General features: G+C 39.0%; 17 protein-coding genes and 2 pseudogenes. 11 read left to right on the forward strand and 8 right to left on the reverse strand.

Features of this window, described 5'->3' with window-relative positions:
* From I6852_RS08310 to ligA, 3 genes and pseudogenes are all read right to left on the reverse strand, one after another.
* Positions 1-77 (reverse strand): annotated as a pseudogene (locus I6852_RS08310) (ATP-binding cassette domain-containing protein); the annotation flags it as partial.
* Between the two features lie 303 nt (positions 78-380).
* A complete protein-coding gene (locus I6852_RS06590; RefSeq protein ID WP_197292064.1) occupies positions 381-713 on the reverse strand; it encodes a ribbon-helix-helix domain-containing protein in 333 nt (110 codons plus the stop codon).
* A 100-nt stretch (positions 714-813) separates the two neighbouring features.
* Positions 814-2,784 (reverse strand): NAD-dependent DNA ligase LigA, encoded by a 1,971-nt coding sequence (gene ligA, locus I6852_RS06595; RefSeq protein WP_197292065.1) that lies wholly within the window; start codon positions 2,782-2,784, stop codon positions 814-816.
* Between the two features lie 72 nt (positions 2,785-2,856).
* Here ligA and I6852_RS06600 point away from each other — a divergent pair, with 72 nt between their 5' ends.
* The 7 genes from I6852_RS06600 to ppa are packed head-to-tail and all read left to right on the forward strand — an operon-like array spanning position 2,857 to position 9,121.
* A complete protein-coding gene (locus tag I6852_RS06600) occupies positions 2,857-3,798 on the forward strand; it encodes a chemotaxis protein CheW (RefSeq protein WP_197292066.1) in 942 nt (313 codons plus the stop codon).
* 34 nt (positions 3,799-3,832) lie between these two features.
* The gene (gene aspS, locus I6852_RS06605; RefSeq protein ID WP_197292067.1) at positions 3,833-5,566 is read left to right on the forward strand and encodes an aspartate--tRNA ligase; all 1,734 of its coding nucleotides are present in this window, start codon (positions 3,833-3,835) and stop codon (positions 5,564-5,566) included.
* A gap of 16 nt (positions 5,567-5,582) precedes the next feature.
* Positions 5,583-6,158: an adenylate kinase gene (locus tag I6852_RS06610; RefSeq protein WP_079354935.1), complete on the forward strand. Its 576-nt coding sequence runs from the start codon at positions 5,583-5,585 to the stop codon at positions 6,156-6,158.
* 24 nt (positions 6,159-6,182) lie between these two features.
* A complete protein-coding gene (locus I6852_RS06615; protein WP_197292068.1) occupies positions 6,183-7,181 on the forward strand; it encodes a glycosyltransferase family 25 protein in 999 nt (332 codons plus the stop codon).
* Positions 7,182-7,235: 54 nt separating this feature from the next.
* Positions 7,236-7,868: a glycosyltransferase family 25 protein gene (locus I6852_RS06620; RefSeq protein ID WP_197292069.1), complete on the forward strand. Its 633-nt coding sequence runs from the start codon at positions 7,236-7,238 to the stop codon at positions 7,866-7,868.
* A gap of 26 nt (positions 7,869-7,894) precedes the next feature.
* Positions 7,895-8,548: a glycosyltransferase family 25 protein gene (locus I6852_RS08045; protein WP_331459004.1), complete on the forward strand. Its 654-nt coding sequence runs from the start codon at positions 7,895-7,897 to the stop codon at positions 8,546-8,548.
* A 51-nt stretch (positions 8,549-8,599) separates the two neighbouring features.
* Positions 8,600-9,121, forward strand: coding sequence for an inorganic diphosphatase (gene ppa, locus I6852_RS06630; RefSeq protein ID WP_165508193.1), 522 nt, complete (start codon positions 8,600-8,602; stop codon positions 9,119-9,121).
* A gap of 142 nt (positions 9,122-9,263) precedes the next feature.
* Here the strand turns inward: ppa and I6852_RS06635 are convergent, their stop codons facing one another.
* The 4 genes from I6852_RS06635 to I6852_RS06650 are packed head-to-tail and all read right to left on the reverse strand — an operon-like array spanning position 9,264 to position 14,344.
* Positions 9,264-11,513, reverse strand: a complete 2,250-nt coding sequence (locus tag I6852_RS06635; protein WP_414735721.1) for an endonuclease MutS2 — start codon at positions 11,511-11,513, stop codon at positions 9,264-9,266.
* Positions 11,513-11,875 carry a hypothetical protein gene (locus I6852_RS06640; protein ID WP_108507078.1) on the reverse strand — a complete coding sequence of 121 codons (363 nt, stop codon included), beginning with the start codon at positions 11,873-11,875 and terminating at the stop codon, positions 11,513-11,515. Before I6852_RS06640 ends, I6852_RS06635 begins: the two co-directional genes overlap by 1 nt.
* Positions 11,875-13,224 (reverse strand): UDP-N-acetylmuramate--L-alanine ligase, encoded by a 1,350-nt coding sequence (murC, locus tag I6852_RS06645; protein ID WP_197291934.1) that lies wholly within the window; start codon positions 13,222-13,224, stop codon positions 11,875-11,877. The genes I6852_RS06640 and murC overlap by 1 nt, the downstream gene beginning before the upstream one ends.
* Positions 13,217-14,344, reverse strand: coding sequence for a succinyldiaminopimelate transaminase (locus tag I6852_RS06650; RefSeq protein WP_197291935.1), 1,128 nt, complete (start codon positions 14,342-14,344; stop codon positions 13,217-13,219). Before I6852_RS06650 ends, murC begins: the two co-directional genes overlap by 8 nt.
* 153 nt (positions 14,345-14,497) lie before the next feature.
* Between I6852_RS06650 and ispG the strand changes: the two genes are divergently transcribed.
* The 4 genes and pseudogenes from ispG (at position 14,498) to I6852_RS06670 (ending at position 20,113) form a co-directional block, all read left to right on the forward strand.
* A complete protein-coding gene (ispG, locus tag I6852_RS06655; protein WP_197291936.1) occupies positions 14,498-15,577 on the forward strand; it encodes a flavodoxin-dependent (E)-4-hydroxy-3-methylbut-2-enyl-diphosphate synthase in 1,080 nt (359 codons plus the stop codon).
* 2 nt (positions 15,578-15,579) lie between these two features.
* The gene (locus I6852_RS06660) at positions 15,580-16,785 is read left to right on the forward strand and encodes a 2,3,4,5-tetrahydropyridine-2,6-carboxylate N-succinyltransferase (protein ID WP_197291937.1); all 1,206 of its coding nucleotides are present in this window, start codon (positions 15,580-15,582) and stop codon (positions 16,783-16,785) included.
* Between the two features lie 11 nt (positions 16,786-16,796).
* Entirely contained in the window at positions 16,797-17,855 is a 1,059-nt protein-coding gene (locus I6852_RS06665; RefSeq protein ID WP_197291938.1) for a tetratricopeptide repeat protein, read from the forward strand.
* A gap of 212 nt (positions 17,856-18,067) precedes the next feature.
* A pseudogene (locus I6852_RS06670) lies at positions 18,068-20,113 on the forward strand (DUF262 domain-containing protein).
* Between the two features lie 55 nt (positions 20,114-20,168).
* Here the strand turns inward: I6852_RS06670 and mdaB are convergent.
* Positions 20,169-20,753 carry an NADPH:quinone oxidoreductase MdaB gene (mdaB, locus tag I6852_RS06675; protein ID WP_079336094.1) on the reverse strand — a complete coding sequence of 195 codons (585 nt, stop codon included), beginning with the start codon at positions 20,751-20,753 and terminating at the stop codon, positions 20,169-20,171.
* Positions 20,754-20,855: the final 102 nt, after the last annotated feature.

The following is a 20,855-nucleotide window of genomic DNA, read 5'->3' on the forward strand; positions in this document are numbered from 1 at the left end:
TTTTTAAATGAAAAATCTTGTATATTTAAAGCGTTTTTAAACATGGTTTTTGGGTGTATGCTGATGTTAGAAATCATAAAATCCCCTTATTAGAAATGATTTAAAATCCTATTTAGAGTTATTATATTCAAATGATGGTTTTATTGAGTGCAGTATTACTAAAAAATTAACTAATATTTGTTAAAACGAGCCAAAAGCGTTACTGACAGACACGCTCTAAGCGAGTGAGATTTTAAAAAGCATTCCAAACTCTCAAAAATAGACAAAGCCAAGGCTTTGAATAAAAAGATCAATAACCTTAAAAAACCAAAGCAACGGAGCTTTTGATTTTCCATTCTCAAAACCCTAAATACCCTTTCGTTTTTTGTCCGTTATTGGTTTTATGGGTGCTTTAACATATAAAATTCCAACGCTTTTTCAAAGAGGAGCGAGCGGTTAGAAAAACCTTTCTCTTTCATGTATTCATCCACTTTAGCCATAAAACTAGGCGAGAGTAAAACGCTATAATTGATTCTTCGCTCTTTACTTGTTTTTTCTTCGTATTCTATCTCTTCTATTTCAGCTAACAAACTGGGCGAGAGTGAAATGTTAAAACTGCTTTTTCGTTCGTTGCTCACTTTGATTTCTGCTTCTAACTCGGCTAATTCGGTTAGCAACCTTTTGCGTTTGGCTTGTAAAGCCTGAATGGTTGTGTGCACTTTATGGTGTTCCATTATTGCTCCTTAAAGTATCTTTATTTTTCGCATTCTACTATAAAATAGGATCTTGTGAGTAAATTCATTAAGAATGAAAATTGGAATTTTTCTTTAGAATTCAATCAAATTCTTTAAGGCGCTTTAACAATTCTTCTTCATTCAAAACGCTCACGCCATGTTTTTTTGCCAGAGCGAGTTTTGAGCCGGCGTTTTCTCCAACGATTAAAAAATCGGTTTTAGCGCTCACGCTTGAAGAAATTTTTGCCCCTAAATTTTCCAACATTTGAGCGTATTCTTGCCGTGGTTTAGAAAGCGTGCCGGTTAAAACAATCGTTTTATGATTGAAAACAGAAGAGCTTTCTTGCTTTTCTTCAGCCATATCGCTGTTTTTAGGGTTTAACAAATCAAATAACGATCGGATAAATTCCTGATTGCTCGCATAAAAATTGACTAAAGAGCGCGCCATTTCCACCCCAAAGCCTTCCATTTCTAAAAATTCGGCTTCGCTTTTTTCTAACGCATTTAAGCCGTATTTGGCCAGCGTTTTACTCGCTCCCTTGCCGATATGCTCAATCCCTAAAGCGTTAATCAAACGCCATAAGGGAGGGTTTTTGCTTTTTTGAATAGCGTCTAATAGATTTTGAGCTTTTTTAATTTTGAATTTGTCTAGCCGCATTAAATCTTCTAATTTTAAAGCATACAAATCCAGGGCGTTAACAATGAGTTTTTCTTCAAAAAGTTGCTCTATGACTTTATCGCCCAAGCCTTGAATGTTTAAAGCATCCTTAGAAGCGAAATGAATCAAGCTTTCTTTCAACCTTGCTGGGCAATTAAGGTTTTGACAATAAGTAAAAACCTCTTCGCATAAAAGCTCATGCGAACATATAGGGCAAACTTTGGGGCGTTCAATTTTATGTTGCGAGCCGTCTCTATAAGATTCTAAAGGTTTGATGATTTTAGGGATCACATCGCCGCTTCTAATGACAACGACCCTATCATTGAGCATGATATTCTTTTTTTCAATTTCAGAATAATTGTGCAAGGTCGCTCTATTAATCATAGCCCCAGCGATTTCCACAGGCTCTAAAAGAGCGACCGGGGTTATCGCTCCGCTGCGCCCCACTTGGTTAATGACTCCTACAATTTTGGTGTGTTTTTCTAGAGCCGGGAATTTATAAGCGCAGGCGAATTTAGGGGATTTTTGCGTGTAACCTAGCTCCTTTTGAATATCCAATTCATCCACAACGATCACCATGCCGTCTAAAAGGGCAAAAAAGCCCTCCCTTTCTCTAATTAGGGTGTGGTAATTTTCTTCTATTTCTTGGTGGTTTTTGTTTAGGCTTAAGTATTGAATGGTGCTAAAACCTAACGAGACGATAAAATCCAAACACTCCTTAAAGCTTAAAAAATTTAAAGAATGCTTGCCCACGCCCCAAGGAATGAATTGCAATTTACGCTTTTTAGTGATTTCACTATCAAGCTGCCTCAAACTCCCTGATGCGGCATTTCTAGGGTTAGCGAATAGGGGTTCATTAGCGTCTAGGCGTTCTTTATTTAAAGCGTCAAAATCCTTTTTAGAAATGATCACTTCACCCCTGATTTCTATTTCTCCATCATAAGCGATAAAATGGGGGATATTAGCGGTGTGTTTAGCGTTGTTAGTAACAAGCTCTCCTTCTAAGCCATTACCCCTAGTGGTTGCACTCACTAGCTTGCCATGTTGATACAAAAGATTGAGCGAAACCCCATCAAGTTTGGGCGAGCACACGAACGAAGCGCTAGGATAAACTTTTAAAATGCGTTGCAACCACGCTTGCAATTCACTTTGATTGAACACATCATCTAAGCTCCACATCCGCATCAAATGGGGGTTTTTACTGAACTCATTGGTGGCAGTAGCCCCCACTTTTTGGGTAGGGGAGTTAGCTTGAATGCTATTAGGGTTTTTTTCTTCATAAGCTTTTAATTCTTGATAAAGTTCGTCATAGACGGCGTCGCTCACGATAGGATCATCAAGGTTGTAATAATGGTGCGATAGGGTGTTTAAATATTCAATTCTTTCTAAATATTCTTTTTGGCTTTTTATCATTAAAAACCTTTTAAACTAAATTAGGGTAGTATTATAACATTTAATCTTTGATAGGGCTTTAGGGGAAATTAGGTGGTAAGAGACATTGACAAAATGACTTCGTTGCACTTGAACAACGAAGCGCAATTTCTGTGCTTTAGATTAGATGCAGAAAAAGACGCCCAACTTTATGGCATGAATATTTTTAAGATCCGAGAAATTATCCATTATGACGGGGAGATTACAGAGATTCTTGGAGGGAGCGATGGCGTGATGCTTGGGTTTCTTAGCGTTAGGGGCGAATCCATTCCTTTAGTGGATGTGAAAAGGTGGTTGCATTATAACGCTAATGATCCGAGCCGTGATCTAAAAGAATGCAGCGTTAAAGATGACCATAATTTAGTGATCGTGTGCCATTTTTCTAACCATTCCATCGCTCTAAAGGTTTTAAAAATTGAAAGGATCATTCATAAAAATTGGACTGAGATTAGCGCCGGGGACAAACAAGGCATTAATGAAGAGGGTAAGCTTAGTGCTATCACTCGTTTTGATGAAGAACGAGTGGTGCAAATCTTAGATGTGGAAAAGATGATTAGCGATGTTTTCCCTAGCTTGAAAGATTTAGACGATTTGACTTTGCGTTGCATAGAAGCCATTCAAAGCCAAAAACTCATTTTAATCGCTGAAGACTCTCTAAGCGCTCTTAAAACCCTAGAAAAAATCGTTCAAACCTTAGAATTGCGTTATTTAGCCTTTCCAAACGGGAGAGAATTGTTGGATTATTTGTATGAAAAAGAACATTACCAACAAGTCGGCGTGGTCATTACGGATTTAGAAATGCCTGTTATTTCAGGGTTTGAAGTGCTAAAAACCATTAAAGCTGATAGCAGGACTGAGCATCTTCCTGTGATTATCAATTCGTCCATGAGCAGCGATTCTAACCGCCAATTAGCCCAATCTTTAGAAGCGGATGGTTTTGTGGTAAAATCTAACATTCTTGAAATCCATGAAATGCTTAAAAAAACGCTTTCATAAATTTAATTTTTGTTTTAATTTAAAGGGATAAAACATGCGAAGTCATTTCTGTGCAGAAATTAGTGAAAAAGATGTGGGTAAAACCATCAAAGTGGCCGGGTGGTGTAACACTTATAGAGACCATGGAGGCGTGGTTTTTATTGATTTAAGGGATAAAAGCGGTTTAGTGCAACTAGTTTGTGATCCTAGCTCTAAGGCTTATGAAAAGGCTTTAGAAGTTAGGAGTGAATTTGTGCTAGTGGCTAAAGGAAAAGTGCGTTTAAGAGGGCCCGGTTTAGAAAACCCTAAACTAAAGACCGGTAAAATTGAAATTGTTTTAGAAGAGTTAGTCATTGAAAATAAAAGCGCTACCCCACCGATTGAAATTGGCAACAAACATGTGAATGAAGATTTGCGCTTGAAATACCGCTATTTGGATTTACGCTCTTTGAATGCTTATGAAATCTTTAAATTGCGCAGCGAAGTGGCTCTAATCGCTCGTAACGCTTTAGCCCAAAAGGGCTTTTTAGAGATTGAAACCCCCATTTTGTCTAAAACCACGCCTGAGGGGGCTAGGGATTATTTAGTGCCAAGCAGGGTGCATGAGGGCGAGTTTTTCGCGCTCCCTCAAAGCCCGCAATTGTTCAAACAGCTTTTAATGGTGGGGGGAATGGATAGGTATTTTCAAATCGCTCGTTGCTTTAGAGATGAAGATTTGAGGGCGGACAGGCAGCCAGAATTCACGCAGATTGATGCGGAAATGAGTTTTTGTAGTGAAAATGATGTGATGGGCGTGGTGGAAGATTTGTTGCAAGAGATTTTTAAAGCGATTGGGCATACTATTTCTACACCTTTTAAACGCATGCCTTATAAGGAAGCGATGGAAAATTACGGGAGCGATAAGCCGGATTTACGCTTTGAATTGCCATTAATAGAAGTGGGGGATTGTTTTAGGGACAGCTCAAACGCTATTTTTTCTAATATCGCGCAAGATCCTAAAAACAAACGCATTAAAGCTTTGAACGTTAAGGGGGCTGATGTCATTTTTAGCCGTAGCGTTTTAAAAGAATTAGAAGAATTTGTGCGCCAATTTGGGGCTCAAGGCTTGGCGTATTTGCAAATTAAAGAAGATGGGATTAAAGGGCCTTTAGTTAAATTTTTAAGCGAAAAGGGGCTTAAGAATATTTTAGAAAAAACTGGTGCAAAAACTGGGGATATTGTCTTTTTTGGAGCTGGGGATAAAAAAATCGTGCTAGATTACATGGGGCGCTTGCGCTTGAAGGTGGCTGAAACGCTTGATTTGATTGATAAAGACGCTTTGAATTTCTTATGGGTGGTCAATTTCCCCATGTTTGAAAAAACCGAAAACGGCTATCATGCTGCACACCACCCCTTTACGATGCCTAAAAATATAGAATGCGAAGATATAGAAGAGATTGAAGCGCATGCGTATGATGTGGTGCTTAATGGCGTGGAGCTTGGTGGGGGGAGCATTAGGATTCATAAAGAAGAAATGCAAAAAAAAGTCTTTGAAAAAATCAATATCCACGAAGAGGAAGTGCAAAAGAAATTTGGCTTTTTACTAGAGGCGCTAAAGTTTGGCGCTCCTCCTCATGGGGGCTTTGCGATAGGCTTTGATCGCTTGATCATGCTAATGACAAAATCTCATAGCATTAGAGATGTGATCGCTTTCCCTAAAACGCAAAAAGCTTCATGCTTATTGACTGACGCTCCTAGCCCCATTAATGAAGAGCAACTAAGAGAATTACACATTCGCTTGAGAAAATAATTTAAAAGGATATGACATGAAACAACTATTTTTGATTATTGGAGCCCCAGGGAGTGGTAAAACCACTGATGCAGAGCTTATCGCTAAGAATAACAGCGAAACAATCGCTCATTTTTCTACCGGGGATTTACTCAGGGCTGAGAGCGCTAAAAAGACCGAGCGAGGCTTATTGATTGAGAAATTCACTTCTCAAGGCGAATTAGTGCCTTTAGAGATTGTGGTAGAAACGATCCTTGCAGCGATTAAAAGTTCTAGTAAAAGGATCATTTTGATTGATGGCTATCCTAGGAGCGTGGAACAAATGCAGGCTTTGGATAAGGAATTGAACGCTCAAAACGAAGTGGTTTTAAAAAGCGTGATTGAAGTAGAAGTGAGTGAAAACACCGCTAAAGAAAGGGTTTTAGGGCGCTCCAGGGGGGCTGATGATAATGAGGTGGTGTTTCATAACCGCATGCGGGTGTTTTTGGATCCGTTGGGTGAGATCCAAAATTTTTACAAGAATAAGAAGGTGTATAAAGCGATCAATGGTGAAAGAAGCATTGAAGAAATCGTGCATGAAATGCAAGAGTATATTTTATCTTTTGGGAATTAAAATGCACCCTAAAGAGAACGAGCTGTGATTTCTGTCTATATCATTTCTTTAAAAGAAAGTCAAAGGCGTTTGGATACTGAAAAACTCGTTTTAGAATCCAATGAAAAATTTAAAGGCCGTTGCGTTTTCCAGATCTTTGACGCTATTAGCCCTAAACACGAAGATTTTGAAAAACTACTTCAAGAGCTTTATAATGCTCAAAGTTTATTGCAATCTGATTGGTATCATTCTTATGTTGGCGCTGGTTTGACTTTACCTGAATTAGGGTGCTATTTGAGCCATTATCTTTTGTGGAAAGAATGCGTCAAATTAAACCAACCGGTCGTTATTTTAGAAGATGATGCAATGCTAGAGTCTCATTTCATGCAAGCTTTAGAAGATTGCTTGAAAAGCCCTTTTGATTTTGTGAGACTCTATGGGTGCTATTGGTATTACCACGATACCAAATTCCATGTTTTGCCCAAAGAATTTGTATTTCCTCCCTTTGATTATCCTTTTAAAAATAACCCTATTTTAGAAAAATTTAAAAAATTTTTTGATGTTTCTAGATTTTTAAATCTTTCTACCCATAAAGTCATTCATTACATTCTCAAAAAAATACAAAAAAGCTATTACGCAACGCATGAAAAAGAAACCTTTTTTTTAGAGCATTTTTACCTCACCAGCGTGTATGTGGCTTCTACGGCCGCCTACTACCTCACGCCTAAGGGCGCTAAAACCTTTATAGAAGCCACGGAGCGTTTTAAAATCATAGAGCCGGTGGATATGTTTATGGATAATTCTGCTTACCATGATGTGGCGAATCTGACTTATGTGCCTTGCCCTGTTTCTTTAAGTGAGCATTCTTTAGACAGCACCATTCAAAAGCCCCAAAAAAAGAGCTTGAAATCTTACCCACTCCCGCCTAAAAAATCAACTTTTAAGAATCTTTTCCATTACAGCATTAACGCTAAAAAGCGTTTAAAAGCCTTTCAACAATACAGCAAACAATACGCTCCTTTAAAAACCCCTAAAGAGATTTAAAAAGAATGAAAAAACTTTATGCTAAAATCGATGCTATATTATTTAGGAGTTCATTTGACACAAGTTTATATCATTTCTTTAAAAGAAAGTCAAAGGCGTTTGGATACTGAAAAACTCGTTTCAGAATCCAATGAAAAATTTAAAGGCCGTTGCGTTTTTCAAATCTTTGACGCTATTAGCCCTAAACACGAAGATTTTGAAAAATTCGTTCAAGAGCTTTATGATTCTTCAAGTTTGTTAAAATCCGATTGGTTCCATTCTGATTATTGTTATCAAGAATTATTGCCCCAAGAATTTGGGTGCTATTTAAGCCATTATCTTTTATGGAAAGAATGCGTCAAATTAGATCAACCAATCGTTATTTTAGAAGATGATGCAACGCTAGAGTCTCATTTCATACAAGCCTTAGAAGATTGCTTGAAAAGCCCTTTTGATTTTGTGAGGCTCTATGGGCATTATTGGGGAGGCCATAAAACCAATTTGTGCTCTCTCCCTATCTATACAGAGGCTGAAAATGAAGAGGTTGAAGTGCCTATGGAAAATCATGCAGAGGCTGAAGCGTCTATTGAAGAAACGCCTATTGAAAATCATGAAGTTACCCCCCCCCCCCCAATCCCACACAAGATGCGCAACAAGATTGTATTATTGAAACGCAACAAGAAGAATTATCTGATTCTTGCAAAATAGCGCCCCAAAAAATCTCTTTTAATCCAGTGGTTTTTAGAAAAATTAAAAGAAAACTCAACCGCTTTATTGGAAATATTTTAGCTCGGACAGAAGTGTATAAAAATCTCGTATCAAAATACGATGAACTCACAGGAAAATACGATGAACTCACAGGAAAATACGATGAACTCACAGGAAAATACGATGAACTCACAGGAAAATACGATGAACTCACAGGAAAATACGAATCCTTATTGGCAAAAGAGGTAAACATCAAAGAGACTTTTTGGGAATCTCGTGCTGATAGCGAAGAAGAAGCCTTTTTTTTAGAACATTTTTACCTCACTAGCGTGTATGTGGCCACTACGGCAGGCTACTACCTCACGCCTAAGGGCGCTAAAACCTTTATAGAAGCCACGGAGCGTTTTAAAATCATAGAGCCGGTGGATATGTTTATGAACAACCCCACTTACCATGATGTGGCTAATTTTACCTATTTGCCTTGCCCTGTTTCTTTAAACAAACATGCTTTCAATAGCACCATTCAAAATGCAAAAAAGCCTGACATTTCATTAAAGCCTCCTAAAAAATCTTATTTTGATAATCTTTTTTATCATAAATTTAACGCCAGAAAGTGCTTAAAAGCCTTTCACAAATACAGCAAGCAATACGCTCCTTTAAAAACCCCTAAAGAGGTTTAAAAAGAGCGGGCTTTATGTTAGAATAATTCTTTTTATTCAAAGGAGATTGCAATGAATTTAGACCAATTAGAAGTGAGCCATGACGCTAACGCTTTGTGCGTGGTGATTGAAATATCCAAGCATTCTAATATCAAGTATGAATTGGATAAAGAAAGCGGGGCTTTAATGGTGGATAGGGTGCTTTATGGGGCGCAAAATTACCCCGCAAATTATGGCTTTGTGCCTAACACTTTAGGATCTGATGGCGACCCTGTAGATGTGCTGGTTTTAAGCGATGTGGCTTTTCAAGCCGGAAGCGTAGTGAAAGCGCGCTTAGTTGGGGTTTTGAACATGGAAGATGAAAGCGGAGTGGATGAAAAATTACTCGCTCTACCCATAGATAAGATCGATCCCACGCATTCCTATGTCAAAGATATTAATGATTTATCCAAACACACTTTAGATAAAATCAAGCATTTTTTTGAAACTTACAAGGATTTAGAGCCTAATAAATGGGTGAAAGTCAAGGGGTTTGAAAACAGAGAGAGCGCGATTAAAGTTTTAGAAAAAGCCATAAAAGCCTATCAAGGCTAAAGATTTAAGGGTTTTGGCTCAATTAAGCGATAAAAGCCCTTTTTCAACGCTCTTTTAAAAGGCTTTGTCCTCATTGGGCGTTGGTGTAAAATAGGGTAGTTTAAAGCGGATTTTTGTATTCCCCATAAAAAAGTGCCAAAAACTACAATTTAACGATTTTAACCCCACTGCCGCCTAAATTAATGGGAGCGTCGCTAAAACTCACCACTTTGGGGTGGTTTTTTAAAAATTCTTTCACGAACTTTTCTAAAATCCCGCTCCCCTTGCCATGGCAAATCAGTACTTCTTCAAAGCCCCCTAAAAGCGCGTCGTTTAAAAAAGCGTCTAGTAAATCCAGGGCCTCTTCGCTGCGTTGCCCCCTTAAATCAAGGTGCAAGCTCGCTTCTTTAGGTTTAGGAATGATGGTTTTAGGGGGTTTGAATTTGTTTTTAGGGGGTTTTTGGATTTGTTTCAACCAACTCCCATGCGCTTTCAAACGCATGCCAAGCTCGGTTTCTACCAAATAATAGCCCTTGTCTAAAATTTGTATAACCAGCACGCTTTCATTTTTATAGCGCGCTTTTTCGTTAATTTGAAAGCTTGTTATTGTTTGTGGGATCTCTTGGTCTGTTTTATGTTTGTTTAAAATCTCGCTCGCTTTATGGATTTCTTTATGCATGGAGCTGGTATCTTTTGAAGCGACTTCGCTTTTTAAGATATTTAGGGCTTGTTGGTAGGATTTTTCCAATTCCAATTTTTTATGGTGAAAGATTTCTTTTTGTTTTTCCATTTCTAAAAGCCATGCGTTTTTTAAATATTCTTGCTCTTTTAAAGCGTTCTCTAAGCTTTCATTTTTTTGCTTTAATTCCCTTTCTAGCGCGCTGGAATTTTCAATCAAAACGTTCAATTTTTCCTTATCTTCGCCATAGAAGGCTTTCGCTTTTTCAATCAAAAAATGCGGCACGCCATAGCGCAAAGCGGTTTCAAACGCATAGCTTTTGCCAATAACCCCTTTTAAAAAAGTGTAAGTGGGCCGTTCTTTTTCCTCGTCATAAAGAGCGGCTAGTAATTCCACTTCCTTGTTTTCTGCCATTAACACGCTCAAGCGTTTGTGGTGCGTGGTGATAACGATTTGGTTGTTTTGCTTGAGCAATTTTTCTAACAGGGTTTTATACAAGCTACTCGCTTCATCAGCGTCAGTCCCTAGCTCAATTTCATCAACGCCTAAAAGCATGTTTTCTTTGGATAAAAGAGCGCTAAATTGCTTCATTCTGCCTGCAAAAGTAGAGATATTGTTCGCGCTGTTTTGGGGGTCGTTGATAATGGCGTGGATTTCTTTAAAATAGGGAATAATGGAATGATGGGCGTTGATTTTCATAGGAATGAGATGCTTACTCAAAAAAGCTGCACTTAAAAGCGATTTTAAGAGCATGGTTTTCCCGCCCGCATTCACGCCGGTAACAGCGAGCATGGATTTTTCAAACTTCAAATTTAAGGGCTTTGGCTCTTTTAGAATGGGGTGTGAAAAGTTTTCTAAAATCATTTTTTTTTGAGAAAAGCTTGGCATGACAAATTCTAAATTATAAGCTTTAGCGAAATTAAGTCTGGCTTGCAAGCTGTCTAAGAAATCAAATTCTTTAAAAAGGAATTTTAAAAATAAAAGGTGTTTTTGCAAGCTACGGCTTAGAGTTTGACACATTTCAACAATACAGCAATCTATTTCATTACCAATTTGCGCGATTTTTTGGGCGATTTTTTGCGCGCTTTCAGGCAAAAGATAGAAATAGCCATTAGCGCTCCTTTCTAGCACAACGCCTTTAATCGCGCCAGAAAACCCGCTTTTCAATAAAAGGCATTCATAACCATGCTTAAGGTGGCTTTGCGTATCCACTAAATAAGGGGCAAGCTCTTTAGAGTGGGCGTAATGGTGAATGATTTTAGCACTCTCTTTTTTAAGGCGGTTTAAACTTTCATTCAAAGCGTCTAGGGTAGCGTTCGCCCCTTGTTTGATTTGCCCTTCATCATCCAATAAAAGGATCAAATCATTAAAAAAGGGGGGTAAAATAATGGCGTTAAGGCGTTCATGAAATTTTAAATGCGTGAAAGTTTTAAAAGCGTTTTGTAAAACGACAATGTAGCGCAATCGTTTGACAATCTCATAGATTTCATCTAAATGGAGCGTCCCTAATTTGGTGAGTTTGATAAGAATAAGATCGCTTTCTTTCACGCTTTTGGGGGCGATCAAACCGATCGAATCCACTTCAGTTAAATAAGTGAAAACCTGTTTGAGATCGTTTTCTAAAGCGATAGTGTCTCTTTCTTTTGCGAAAAAGGTTTTAAAAAGAGCGATAAACTCTTTTAAATCCAGGCTTTCTTCTAGGGGTTTGGGTGGGGTATTATTATTATTCATCATTAGGGTTGGATTAAGGGATCTTTTTGAAGCGTCTGACAAGAATCCAAATCCACAAGAACGTCTTTCATAGGGGTTTGTTTTTTGCCTAAAAAGCTCAAAGTCCCGCTCACTAAATTAAAGGTTTGGTTATTCACTTTAATGCCTTTACACAACAAGGTTTCCCCCCTTAAAAACGCTCTTTGCAAAGCGATTTCTTGTTGGTTTTGTTGGTTTTGCTTGTAAGTATAAACGCTGATGCTCGCTCCTATAACCCCTACGATTAAAAAAGCTACAAGTTTTTGTTTAGGGCTTGCTAAACCAAAATCCCTTAAAACTAAAAACAATAAAACCAGCGTTAAAAATAAAACAACCGCTGCGCCCATTACATTTCGCCTCTCAATTGATAGGTAATATCCCCCGCTCCAAAGCCTATCACAAAGCCTTTTTCAATCGTTTCTACCACATTATCATTGACTAACAGCTCTAAAAAATCCCCTTTTTTACGCACTCTGTCTATAAAGGTGGGGTTATAATGCTTAAAATGGGCTTTCAAATCAATGTCTCTTTTGACTTCACTCGCGCTATAAACGGGTAAGATGATCAATCTGTCGCAATGCTCTAAAAAACATTTTTTAAACTCTTCTAAATTATCCATTAAGCGAGAGTATTTGTGTGCTTGCCAGATCACAATAATTTTTTCTTGCGTGTTCAATAAGTTAGCATAAATCCTAGCGCTTTTTAAAGTGGCATTGATTTCAGTGGGGTGGTGGGCGTAATCATCAATGAGAATGAGATCGTTTTTTTGCAAAATATCAAAGCGTTTTTTAATGCCTTTGAAATTCAATAAATTATTTCTAATTTCTTCTAAATCCAATTCATCTAAAGCGCTTAAAATCGCTAAACTCGCATTCGTGGCGTTATGTTCGCCTAACCCCCACACCAAAAAAGCCCCCAAATTTTTCAATTCAAACGAAGTGTAAGGCTCGCCGTCTTTTAAAATGTATTGGATATTATAAATGTCTTTTTTTTCTAAAACAATGGCGTCTTTAGAATAGTTTTTTAAAAAAGGATCTTCTTTATAGATCACTCTTTTTTGAGCATGGTCTAAAAAATATTTATAAGCGAAGAAAAAGCGTTCTAAATCGTGATCATAATGCTCCAAATGTTCTGGCTCGGTGTTAGGCACAACCGCAGCATAAGGGTTAGAAAATAAAAAACTTGAATCGCTCTCATCGGCTTCAAAAACCAAGCTATCATTCGCGCTCTCTCGCACATTGGAATCAAACTCTTTAGAATGCGCCCCAATAATCGCTCCAAACGATGGGCAAATCGCGCTCAACATGGCCGTGATACTGCTTTTTCCATGAGCCCCGCACACGCTAAAAACGCGCTTGTCTTTAAGGATAGAATACAAAGCGTCTTTACGAGACAAAATAGGGATTTCTAATTCCTTAGCCCTTTGTATTTCGGTATTGTCTTCTTTGATAATGGCTGAATGAATAATGACATCTTGATTATTGATCGCTTTTGGATCATGCGGGATATTAATTTCTACGCCTAAAGCTTTCAAATACTTAACGCTAGGGCTTATGGCAATATCAGAGCCGCTGATCTTAGCCCCTTGCGCTTTAAGGTATTTGGCTAGGCCTGAAATGCCAATCCCCCCTATACCGATAAAATGGATCTTGCAATCTTGCAGGTTTTTGAGTAAAACTTTTGGGGTTTCAAGCATGATTTTCTCGATAAGTCTCTATGATTTCTAAAGGCTTTTCTAAAAGGGGGGTGTCATAGACAAGGGCTAAACGCACATAGTCAACACCGATATGATTACGCCCTAAATACAAGGCCGGTAAGGTAGTAATGCCTTCGTTTTGATAAAGCATTTTGGCAAAATTTTCGCCATTTTTAACGGGCAGATACACATAAAAACTAAAAGGATAAATGAGCGTGTTTTTAAAGATTTTTCGCGCCAGTTTCAAATTATTCGCATAAATATTGCGGAAAAATTCTGCATGTTCATCATCTAGCCAAGCCGTTTCACTAGCCTTTTGGATCGCATTAGCGCTCGTATAGCCTAAATAGGTGCGAAACGCTTTGTATTTTTCTAAAATGCTGCTATCCCCAGCGATAAAACCACTCCTTAGCCCTGGAGCGCTAGATCGTTTGGAGAGCGAATGGATAACCAAAACATTTTTAAAATCTTTATTATTAGCGAGCATGCAAGCTTCTAAAAGCGAAGGAGGAGGCGTGTTTTCATAAATTTCACTATAACATTCATCATTAATTAAAATAAAATCATGTTTTAAAGCGAGTTTAATCCAAGCGATCAGTTCTTCTAAAGAAAGGGTTCTTCCGGTGGGGTTGTTAGGGGAATTTAAAATCACTAAATCCACTTCTTGCAACTCTTTTTCATTCAAGCTTGGAGTGAAATCGTTTTCTTTAACTAAAGGCATTAAAAGGCTTTTGGCTTTGATAAATTTGGCCGCCCCTTCATAGATTTGATAAAAAGGGTTAGGGTAGGCGATAGTGGGGTTTTGGTAATCAAATAAAACAAAACTAGGGAAATTGAATAACACTTCCCTAGATCCTAGCGTGGAGACTAATTCGTTTTCTTTCAATTCTATCTTAAAACGGCGTTTAAAAAAACCCTTTTGAGCCGCTCTCAAACTCTCTTCAAACGCGCTTTTAGGGTAGAGATTGAGCGAATGGGTGTGGCTTTTAAGAGCGTCTTGAATGAATTTAGGCGTTTCAAATCGCGGCTCGCCGATACCTAAATCTAGCCCCTTTTTTTTAGGGGTGATCTCTTTAAACAAGGCTCTTAATCGTTCAAAAGGATAAGGCTCAAAAGTCATAGGGCTACTTTAATCTTAAAATGGAATGGTTAATCTTATCTAAAATTTAAGCGTTTATCATTGAAAGCGCTAAAAAAGAGCGAAAGAGAACATAAAAGAGAGAGCATAAAAGAGTATAATAGTGCATAAGAATTTAACTGATGAAGAGGTTTGATGCTGGAAAATAGAGTTAAGACCAAGCAAATTTTTATCGGTGGCGTGGCCATAGGGGGTGATGCTCCCATAAGCACGCAAAGCATGACCTTTAGTAAAACCGCTGATATTGAAAGCACTAAAAATCAAATTGACAGACTCAAACTCGCCGGGGCTGATTTAGTGAGGGTGGCGGTGAGTAATGAAAAGGATGCCCTAGCCTTAAAAGAATTGAAAAAAGTGTCCCCTTTGCCTTTAATCGCTGATATTCATTTCCATTATAAATTCGCTCTCATTGCCGCTCAAAGCGTGGATGCGATAAGGATCAATCCCGGAAACATCGGCTCTAAAGACAAAATCAAAGCGGTGGTTGATGCTTGTAAAGAAAAAAACATTCCTATAAGAATTGGCGTGAATGCCGGGAGTTTAGAAAAGCAGTTTGATCAAAAATACGGGCCGACCCCAAAAGGCATGGTAGAAAGCGCTTTGTATAACGCCAAACTTTTAGAAGATTTGGATTTTACTGATTTTAAGATTTCTTTAAAAGCGAGCGATGTGATGCGCACCATAGAAGCTTACAGGACGCTACGGCCTCTTGTGATCTACCCTTTCCATTTGGGGGTTACTGAAGCGGGGAATCTTTTTAGCTCCAGTATCAAATCCGCCATGGCTTTAGGGGGGCTTTTAATGGAAGGCATTGGGGATACGATGCGCGTATCCATTACAGGGGAGTTAGAAAATGAAATCAAAGTGGCTCGAGCGATTTTACGCCATAGCGGGCGGTTGAAAGAGGGGATCAATTGGATTTCTTGCCCCACTTGCGGGCGCATTGAAGCCAATTTAGTGGATATGGCGAGCAAGGTGGAAAAACGCTTAAGCCACATCAAAACCCCTTTAGACATTAGCGTGATGGGTTGCGTGGTGAACGCTTTAGGTGAAGCCAAGCATGCAGACATGGCGATCGCTTTTGGGAATCGCAGCGGTTTGATCATTAAAGAGGGTAAGGTCATTCACAAATTGGCTGAAAAGGATTTGTTTGAAACTTTTGTGATAGAAGTGGAAAATTTAGCTAAAGAAAGAGAAAAAAGTTTAAAGGATTAGGCATGATCAATAAGTTTAAAAATTTTGTGAGCAACTACCAGCAATCTGATCATTATAGAGAGCCTTTAGGCTTTGGCATTGCCAGAGTGGATATTGCCCCCATTTCCAAAAAGATTTTATGCGCCACTTACCCTGTTTTGAATTGGAAAGAGGAAAATCTAGGCTCTTATGCGGTGTTTTGCAACTCGCTTTCTAAAGAAAAAATCCTAAAAGAGAGTGCGAGCGAGCGCGTCGTTGAGATTGATGAAAGTTTTGTGTTAAAAGCACTAGAGTTTTATACGCCCTTTTTGAATGAAGCCTATTCCAATAAAATGGCTCATAAAAACATCCAAGTGGTTTTAGAGCTTTTAAGAGCTTTGGAAGAAAATCGTTTGAAAAATAGCGATGGGGAGTCTCTTTATCGCTTGGTGATCTTGTATGAAGACAAACCTTGCGAGAGCGTGGAGAGCGCGTATATGAAACTTTTAGCGCTTTCTTTAGGGAAAGCCCCTTTGAGGAGTTTGAATTTAGAGGGTATTTTTAACCAGCTTTCTAATGCGGCTTGGAGCGGCAACAAGCCCTATGAATTAGAATGGCTTAGAACGAACGAAGTGGCTTTAAAAATGCGAGGCCATTTTCCTAACATTGATTTTATAGATAAATTCCCGCGCTATTTGATGCAATTAATCCCTGAGTTTGATAATATCCGCTTATTGGATAGCTCAAAAACGCGCTTTGGGGCGTATTTAGGGACCGGAGGTTATACTCAAATGCCCGGGGCTAGTTACGTGAATTTTAACGCAGGGGCTATGGGAGTGTGCATGAATGAGGGGCGTATTTCTTCATCGGTGGTGGTTGGAGCAGGCACTGATATTGGTGGGGGAGCGAGCGTTTTAGGCGTTTTAAGCGGAGGGAATAACAACCCCATTAGCATCGGGAAAAATTGTTTGCTAGGGGCTAATAGCGTTACCGGCATTAGTTTAGGCGATGGCTGTATTGTGGATGCAGGCGTTGCCATACTAGCCGGGAGCGTGATAGAAATTGAAGAAAATGAGTTTAAAAAGCTTTTAGAAGTGAATAATAATTTAGAAAAACATGCCAACAATCTTTACAAAGGCAAGGAGCTTTCCGGAAAAAATGGCGTGCATTTTCGTTCCAATAGCCAAAATGGTAAGCTGATCGCTTTTAGGAGCGTGAAAAAAATTGAGTTGAATCAAAACCTGCATTAAGGATTAAAAGAATGCTCAAAAAAAGTTTGTTATTGCTTGTTTTTTTAGTCTTACAGCTTAGTGGCGCTGAAGAAAACAATCAAGCCCCAAAAAACACGCCCCCTGAATTAAACCCCGCTAACGCTAAGGGCGCGCCAAACCCTAACACCCAAATCACCCCTAAAAACGATAATTCTAATCTGTTAGACAAATTAGGATCGCCTGAAAACGCTCAAACCGAGCTTTCTGCCGGTATTGAATTGGCTAAAAAGGGCGATTATCAAGGGGCTTTTAAGCTTTTTTCCCAATCGTGCGATAATGGCAATGCGGCCGGGTGTTTTGCAGTGGGGGCGATGTATGCTAATGGGGTAGGGATCCAAACAAACAGACTAAAAGCCGCTCGCTATTATGAAATGGGTTGCAGTGGGGGCGATGCGACCGCTTGCGCGAACTTGGCTCAAATGTATGAAAACAAGAAAAATGCGGATACGAACGATAAAGAAAACGCTTTGCAATTGTATGCGGTGGCTTGTCAAGGGGGGGATATGATCGCATGCAATAATTTGGGCTGGATGTTTGCTAACGGGAGTGGGGTCCCAAAAGATTATTACAAAGCGATGGGTTATTATAAATTTTCATGCGAAAACGGGAATGATATGGGGTGCTACAATTTGGGTTTGATGTCTAACGTGAATAATATTTATGGCATTGATAAAGCCAAGCTCAGTCAAGTGGATTTGAATTATTTGGCGTGTAACGCTGGGGATATGATGGGGTGCGCGAATTTAGGCTGGATTTATGCGAATGGGGATTTAGGGGCTCCTTTGAATAACCACTACGCGGCGAAGTATTTTCAAATGGCATGCGATGGGGGGATTTTGGGGAGCTGTAACAATTTAGGCGTGCTGTATCAAAAGGGCTTAGGCGTGCCTCAAGATGACCAAAGGGCTTTGGATTTATTCTCGTATGCGTGCGATAATGGTTTTGAGTCAAGCTGTCGTAATTACGGGAATTTCAAAGAGCATTTATTGCGCGTGAATCCTAATTACGGGCGCTTGTTCATGCCGTATCATTCTTATGAGATACCCTAGTAGGGGTATTTTGAAATCATTCTCGCTCCCATTAACTTAACCCCCCTAAAGATCGCATTTTTAAGAGATTAGCGCTTGCTTTGCACAAAGCTCTTTTATCTTTTTGAATAAATTCAGCCACAAATTGCGGTTTTTTCAAAAATTTAAGCTCCTTTTTTTTTTTTTTGATTTAATACTCGGTGTGATTTTAATTTTATTTAAAAGGAAAAGCGATGAGAGTGAAAGAAAGCACCATTAACGACTTTTTTGCCTTAACAGGCACGATATTTTCTATCCCTGTATACCAGAGGAACTACACTTGGGAAGAAGAAAATTGTGAAAAATTACTGCAAGATATTATCAGTATTTCTCAAAACAAGAAAACGCATTTCATGGGTTCTATCACTTATATTTTGCATTTGATTGATGATGAAAAGAGCTTGAGACAACTCCAAGAATTTGTCATCATTGACGGGCAGCAAAGGGTTACTACCATCATGCTTTTGCTTAAAGCCATAGAGACCAAGATACCAAATGAAGGGATAAAAAAAGAGATTGATAATCTACTCAATCTTTCGGGACAAAGGCTGCGTCTCAAGCCCATTAAAAGCGACAAAGAAGCCTTTGATCTAGTCATGCAAAATCGATCGCATGAACTACAAGGCGTATCACACATTAGGAATAATTATAAATTTTTCACCAAAGAGCTTGACAATTATATCAGCAAAGGGTATCGCATAGAAGAGATTTATGGGGCGTTTTTGCGGCTTAAAATCGTAGCCATAGGCTTAGAGCTAGGCGAAGACGATCCGCAAGTGGTGTTTGAAAGCATCAACGCTACAGGCGTGCAATTAAAAGGGCTGGATCTCATCCGCAACTACCTGATGATGGGGGAAAATTCTGACAACCAGAATCGTCTTTATAATACTTATTGGGTTCCTTTAGAAGATTGGCTTGGTGAAAGGGATTTGAATGATTTCATCAAAACCTATTTAAGAATCTATTTTGAGGATAGACTTAAAGAGGGAGAGCGCGAAGTGTATTACGCGCTAAAAGACCACCACAGAGAAAATTTCCCTAATAATATACAAGGTCTTATGAGCGATATGCGTGAATATGGCAGAATCTATCAAATCTTTTTAGACAGAGATCATTATTTTTTACATCGTGGAGACCCGTAACAGTTAGCGAATTTACGCTTGCATATTAAGGATCTTGTGAAAATCAAATTTGGCGTGGCAAAGCCTTTTATTTTGCGTTGCGCCAGAGACTTTGAAGAAGGCAAATTGGATTATGAAAACTTCTACGAAATTTTGCAAATCCTTATCAGCTACTTCGTGCGCAGGAGCGTGTGCGGAGATTCTACCCCTACGCTTACCAGAGTTCTTTATTCTTTATACAGACAGCTAGGGGAAAATGTTTCAGCCGATGCATTCAAGCGGTATCTGGGTAAGAGCGTTGGTCAAATGGTATTCCCTAATGATGATAGAATTAAAGCGGCGTTTGCTGTTCGTAACGCTTATTCAGCAAATCAAGCGTGCAAATTCATCCTGCTTGAGATAGAAAAATTAAGTAACGCCGAACCGCCCAAAGAAGAGAATTTAGAAGTGGAGCATTTCTACCCCAAAACCCCCACACAAGAATGGCGCGACATGGTAGGGGACTATTTCACTTTTGAGCAAGACTACCTCAATAATTTTGGGAATCTGACCCTATCAGGGCAAAATCAAAAGCTTGGCAACAAACCCTACGAGGCAAAAATTGCACTTATGGAAGAATACAGCTCCTTGCATTTAAACGACTATTTCATCAATAACACCGATTCTTGGGGGATAGAGGAAGTGAGGGCTAGGAGCGAATATTTAGCGGATCAATTCTGTCAAGTGGGATTGTTTAAAGATTTGCCTAAAGAATACCGCACAAGAGAGATTAATAAAACCCTTGATGATAACTTAACTAACCATAATCTTCAAAGCGTCAGACTCCCCAATCAGCGAAGGCAAATAGTAAGAAACGCTAAGGAATTGGCTAACGCTGTCATAGACTACTTGTTAGAAAACGCCAGAGAGGCCTTTGAAAGCTACACGGATGAAGCTCAAAGATACATTTGTTGGGATAAAGCAAAAGCGCAATTAAGGGATAGAGATGGCACTCTTGTTGTGCCTTTTGAAAAATACGGATTCTACTTTGTCAGCAATGCGAGTTATCAAACGGTGGGCAATAACCTTAGGGATCTTATCTTAGGCTGTGATCTCAATCCTAGAGATTTTATTGTGTAATAAACAAGCCCCCCCAAAGAAATGAAAGAAATGGGGGGTTAAAAAACCCTTATTATCACTTGCCAAAAGCCTGGTGCAAATGCGTGGTGAGAGAATTAAGATACTGCTCTACTTGGGGGTTTTTATGTACATCGTAGCACATAAAAGTGGGCAACGCTGAAAGCCCTAAAAATTGGAACGCTTTATGCAAATGCAAATACACACCATCCACGCCCACCCCTTCAAAAAATTCATTAGGATCACTAAAGGCTTCAATGGGAGCGTTCCAAGTCAAGCTCAACATGTATTTTTTGCCTTGCATCAAGCCCCCTTTCCCGTAGTTTTTAGTGGGGTTTTTCGAGCTTCTGCCATCGTTAACCCAAAACTTCCCATACCCTGCACTAAAGACTTCATCAATGTATTTTTTCACAATCCAAGGCTCTCCCATCCACCAGCCAGGCATTTGCCAAATCGTCGCATCAGCGCTAAAGATTTTCTCCACTTCTTGACTATGATTATAGCCCTTATCCACGATTGTAGTATCCACTTCTAGCCCCAAAGATTCTAGAGTCTTTTTTGCATGATCGCTCAAGGTTTCATTGAGTTTCCCCCCAGAGTGCAAAAACGCTTTAGCCCCATTAATGATGAGTACTTTTTTCATTTTGTTCCTTTTTTTGATAATTATGAATGCGGTTGCGATTATATCTCAAAATTTTTAAAAAGCGATCAAATTGCGATTGTATTATTTTTATTATGTTAAGAT

Origin of the sequence: Helicobacter pylori, assembly GCF_015904775.1 — a bacterium.
Taxonomy (GTDB): domain Bacteria; phylum Campylobacterota; class Campylobacteria; order Campylobacterales; family Helicobacteraceae; genus Helicobacter; species Helicobacter pylori_DM.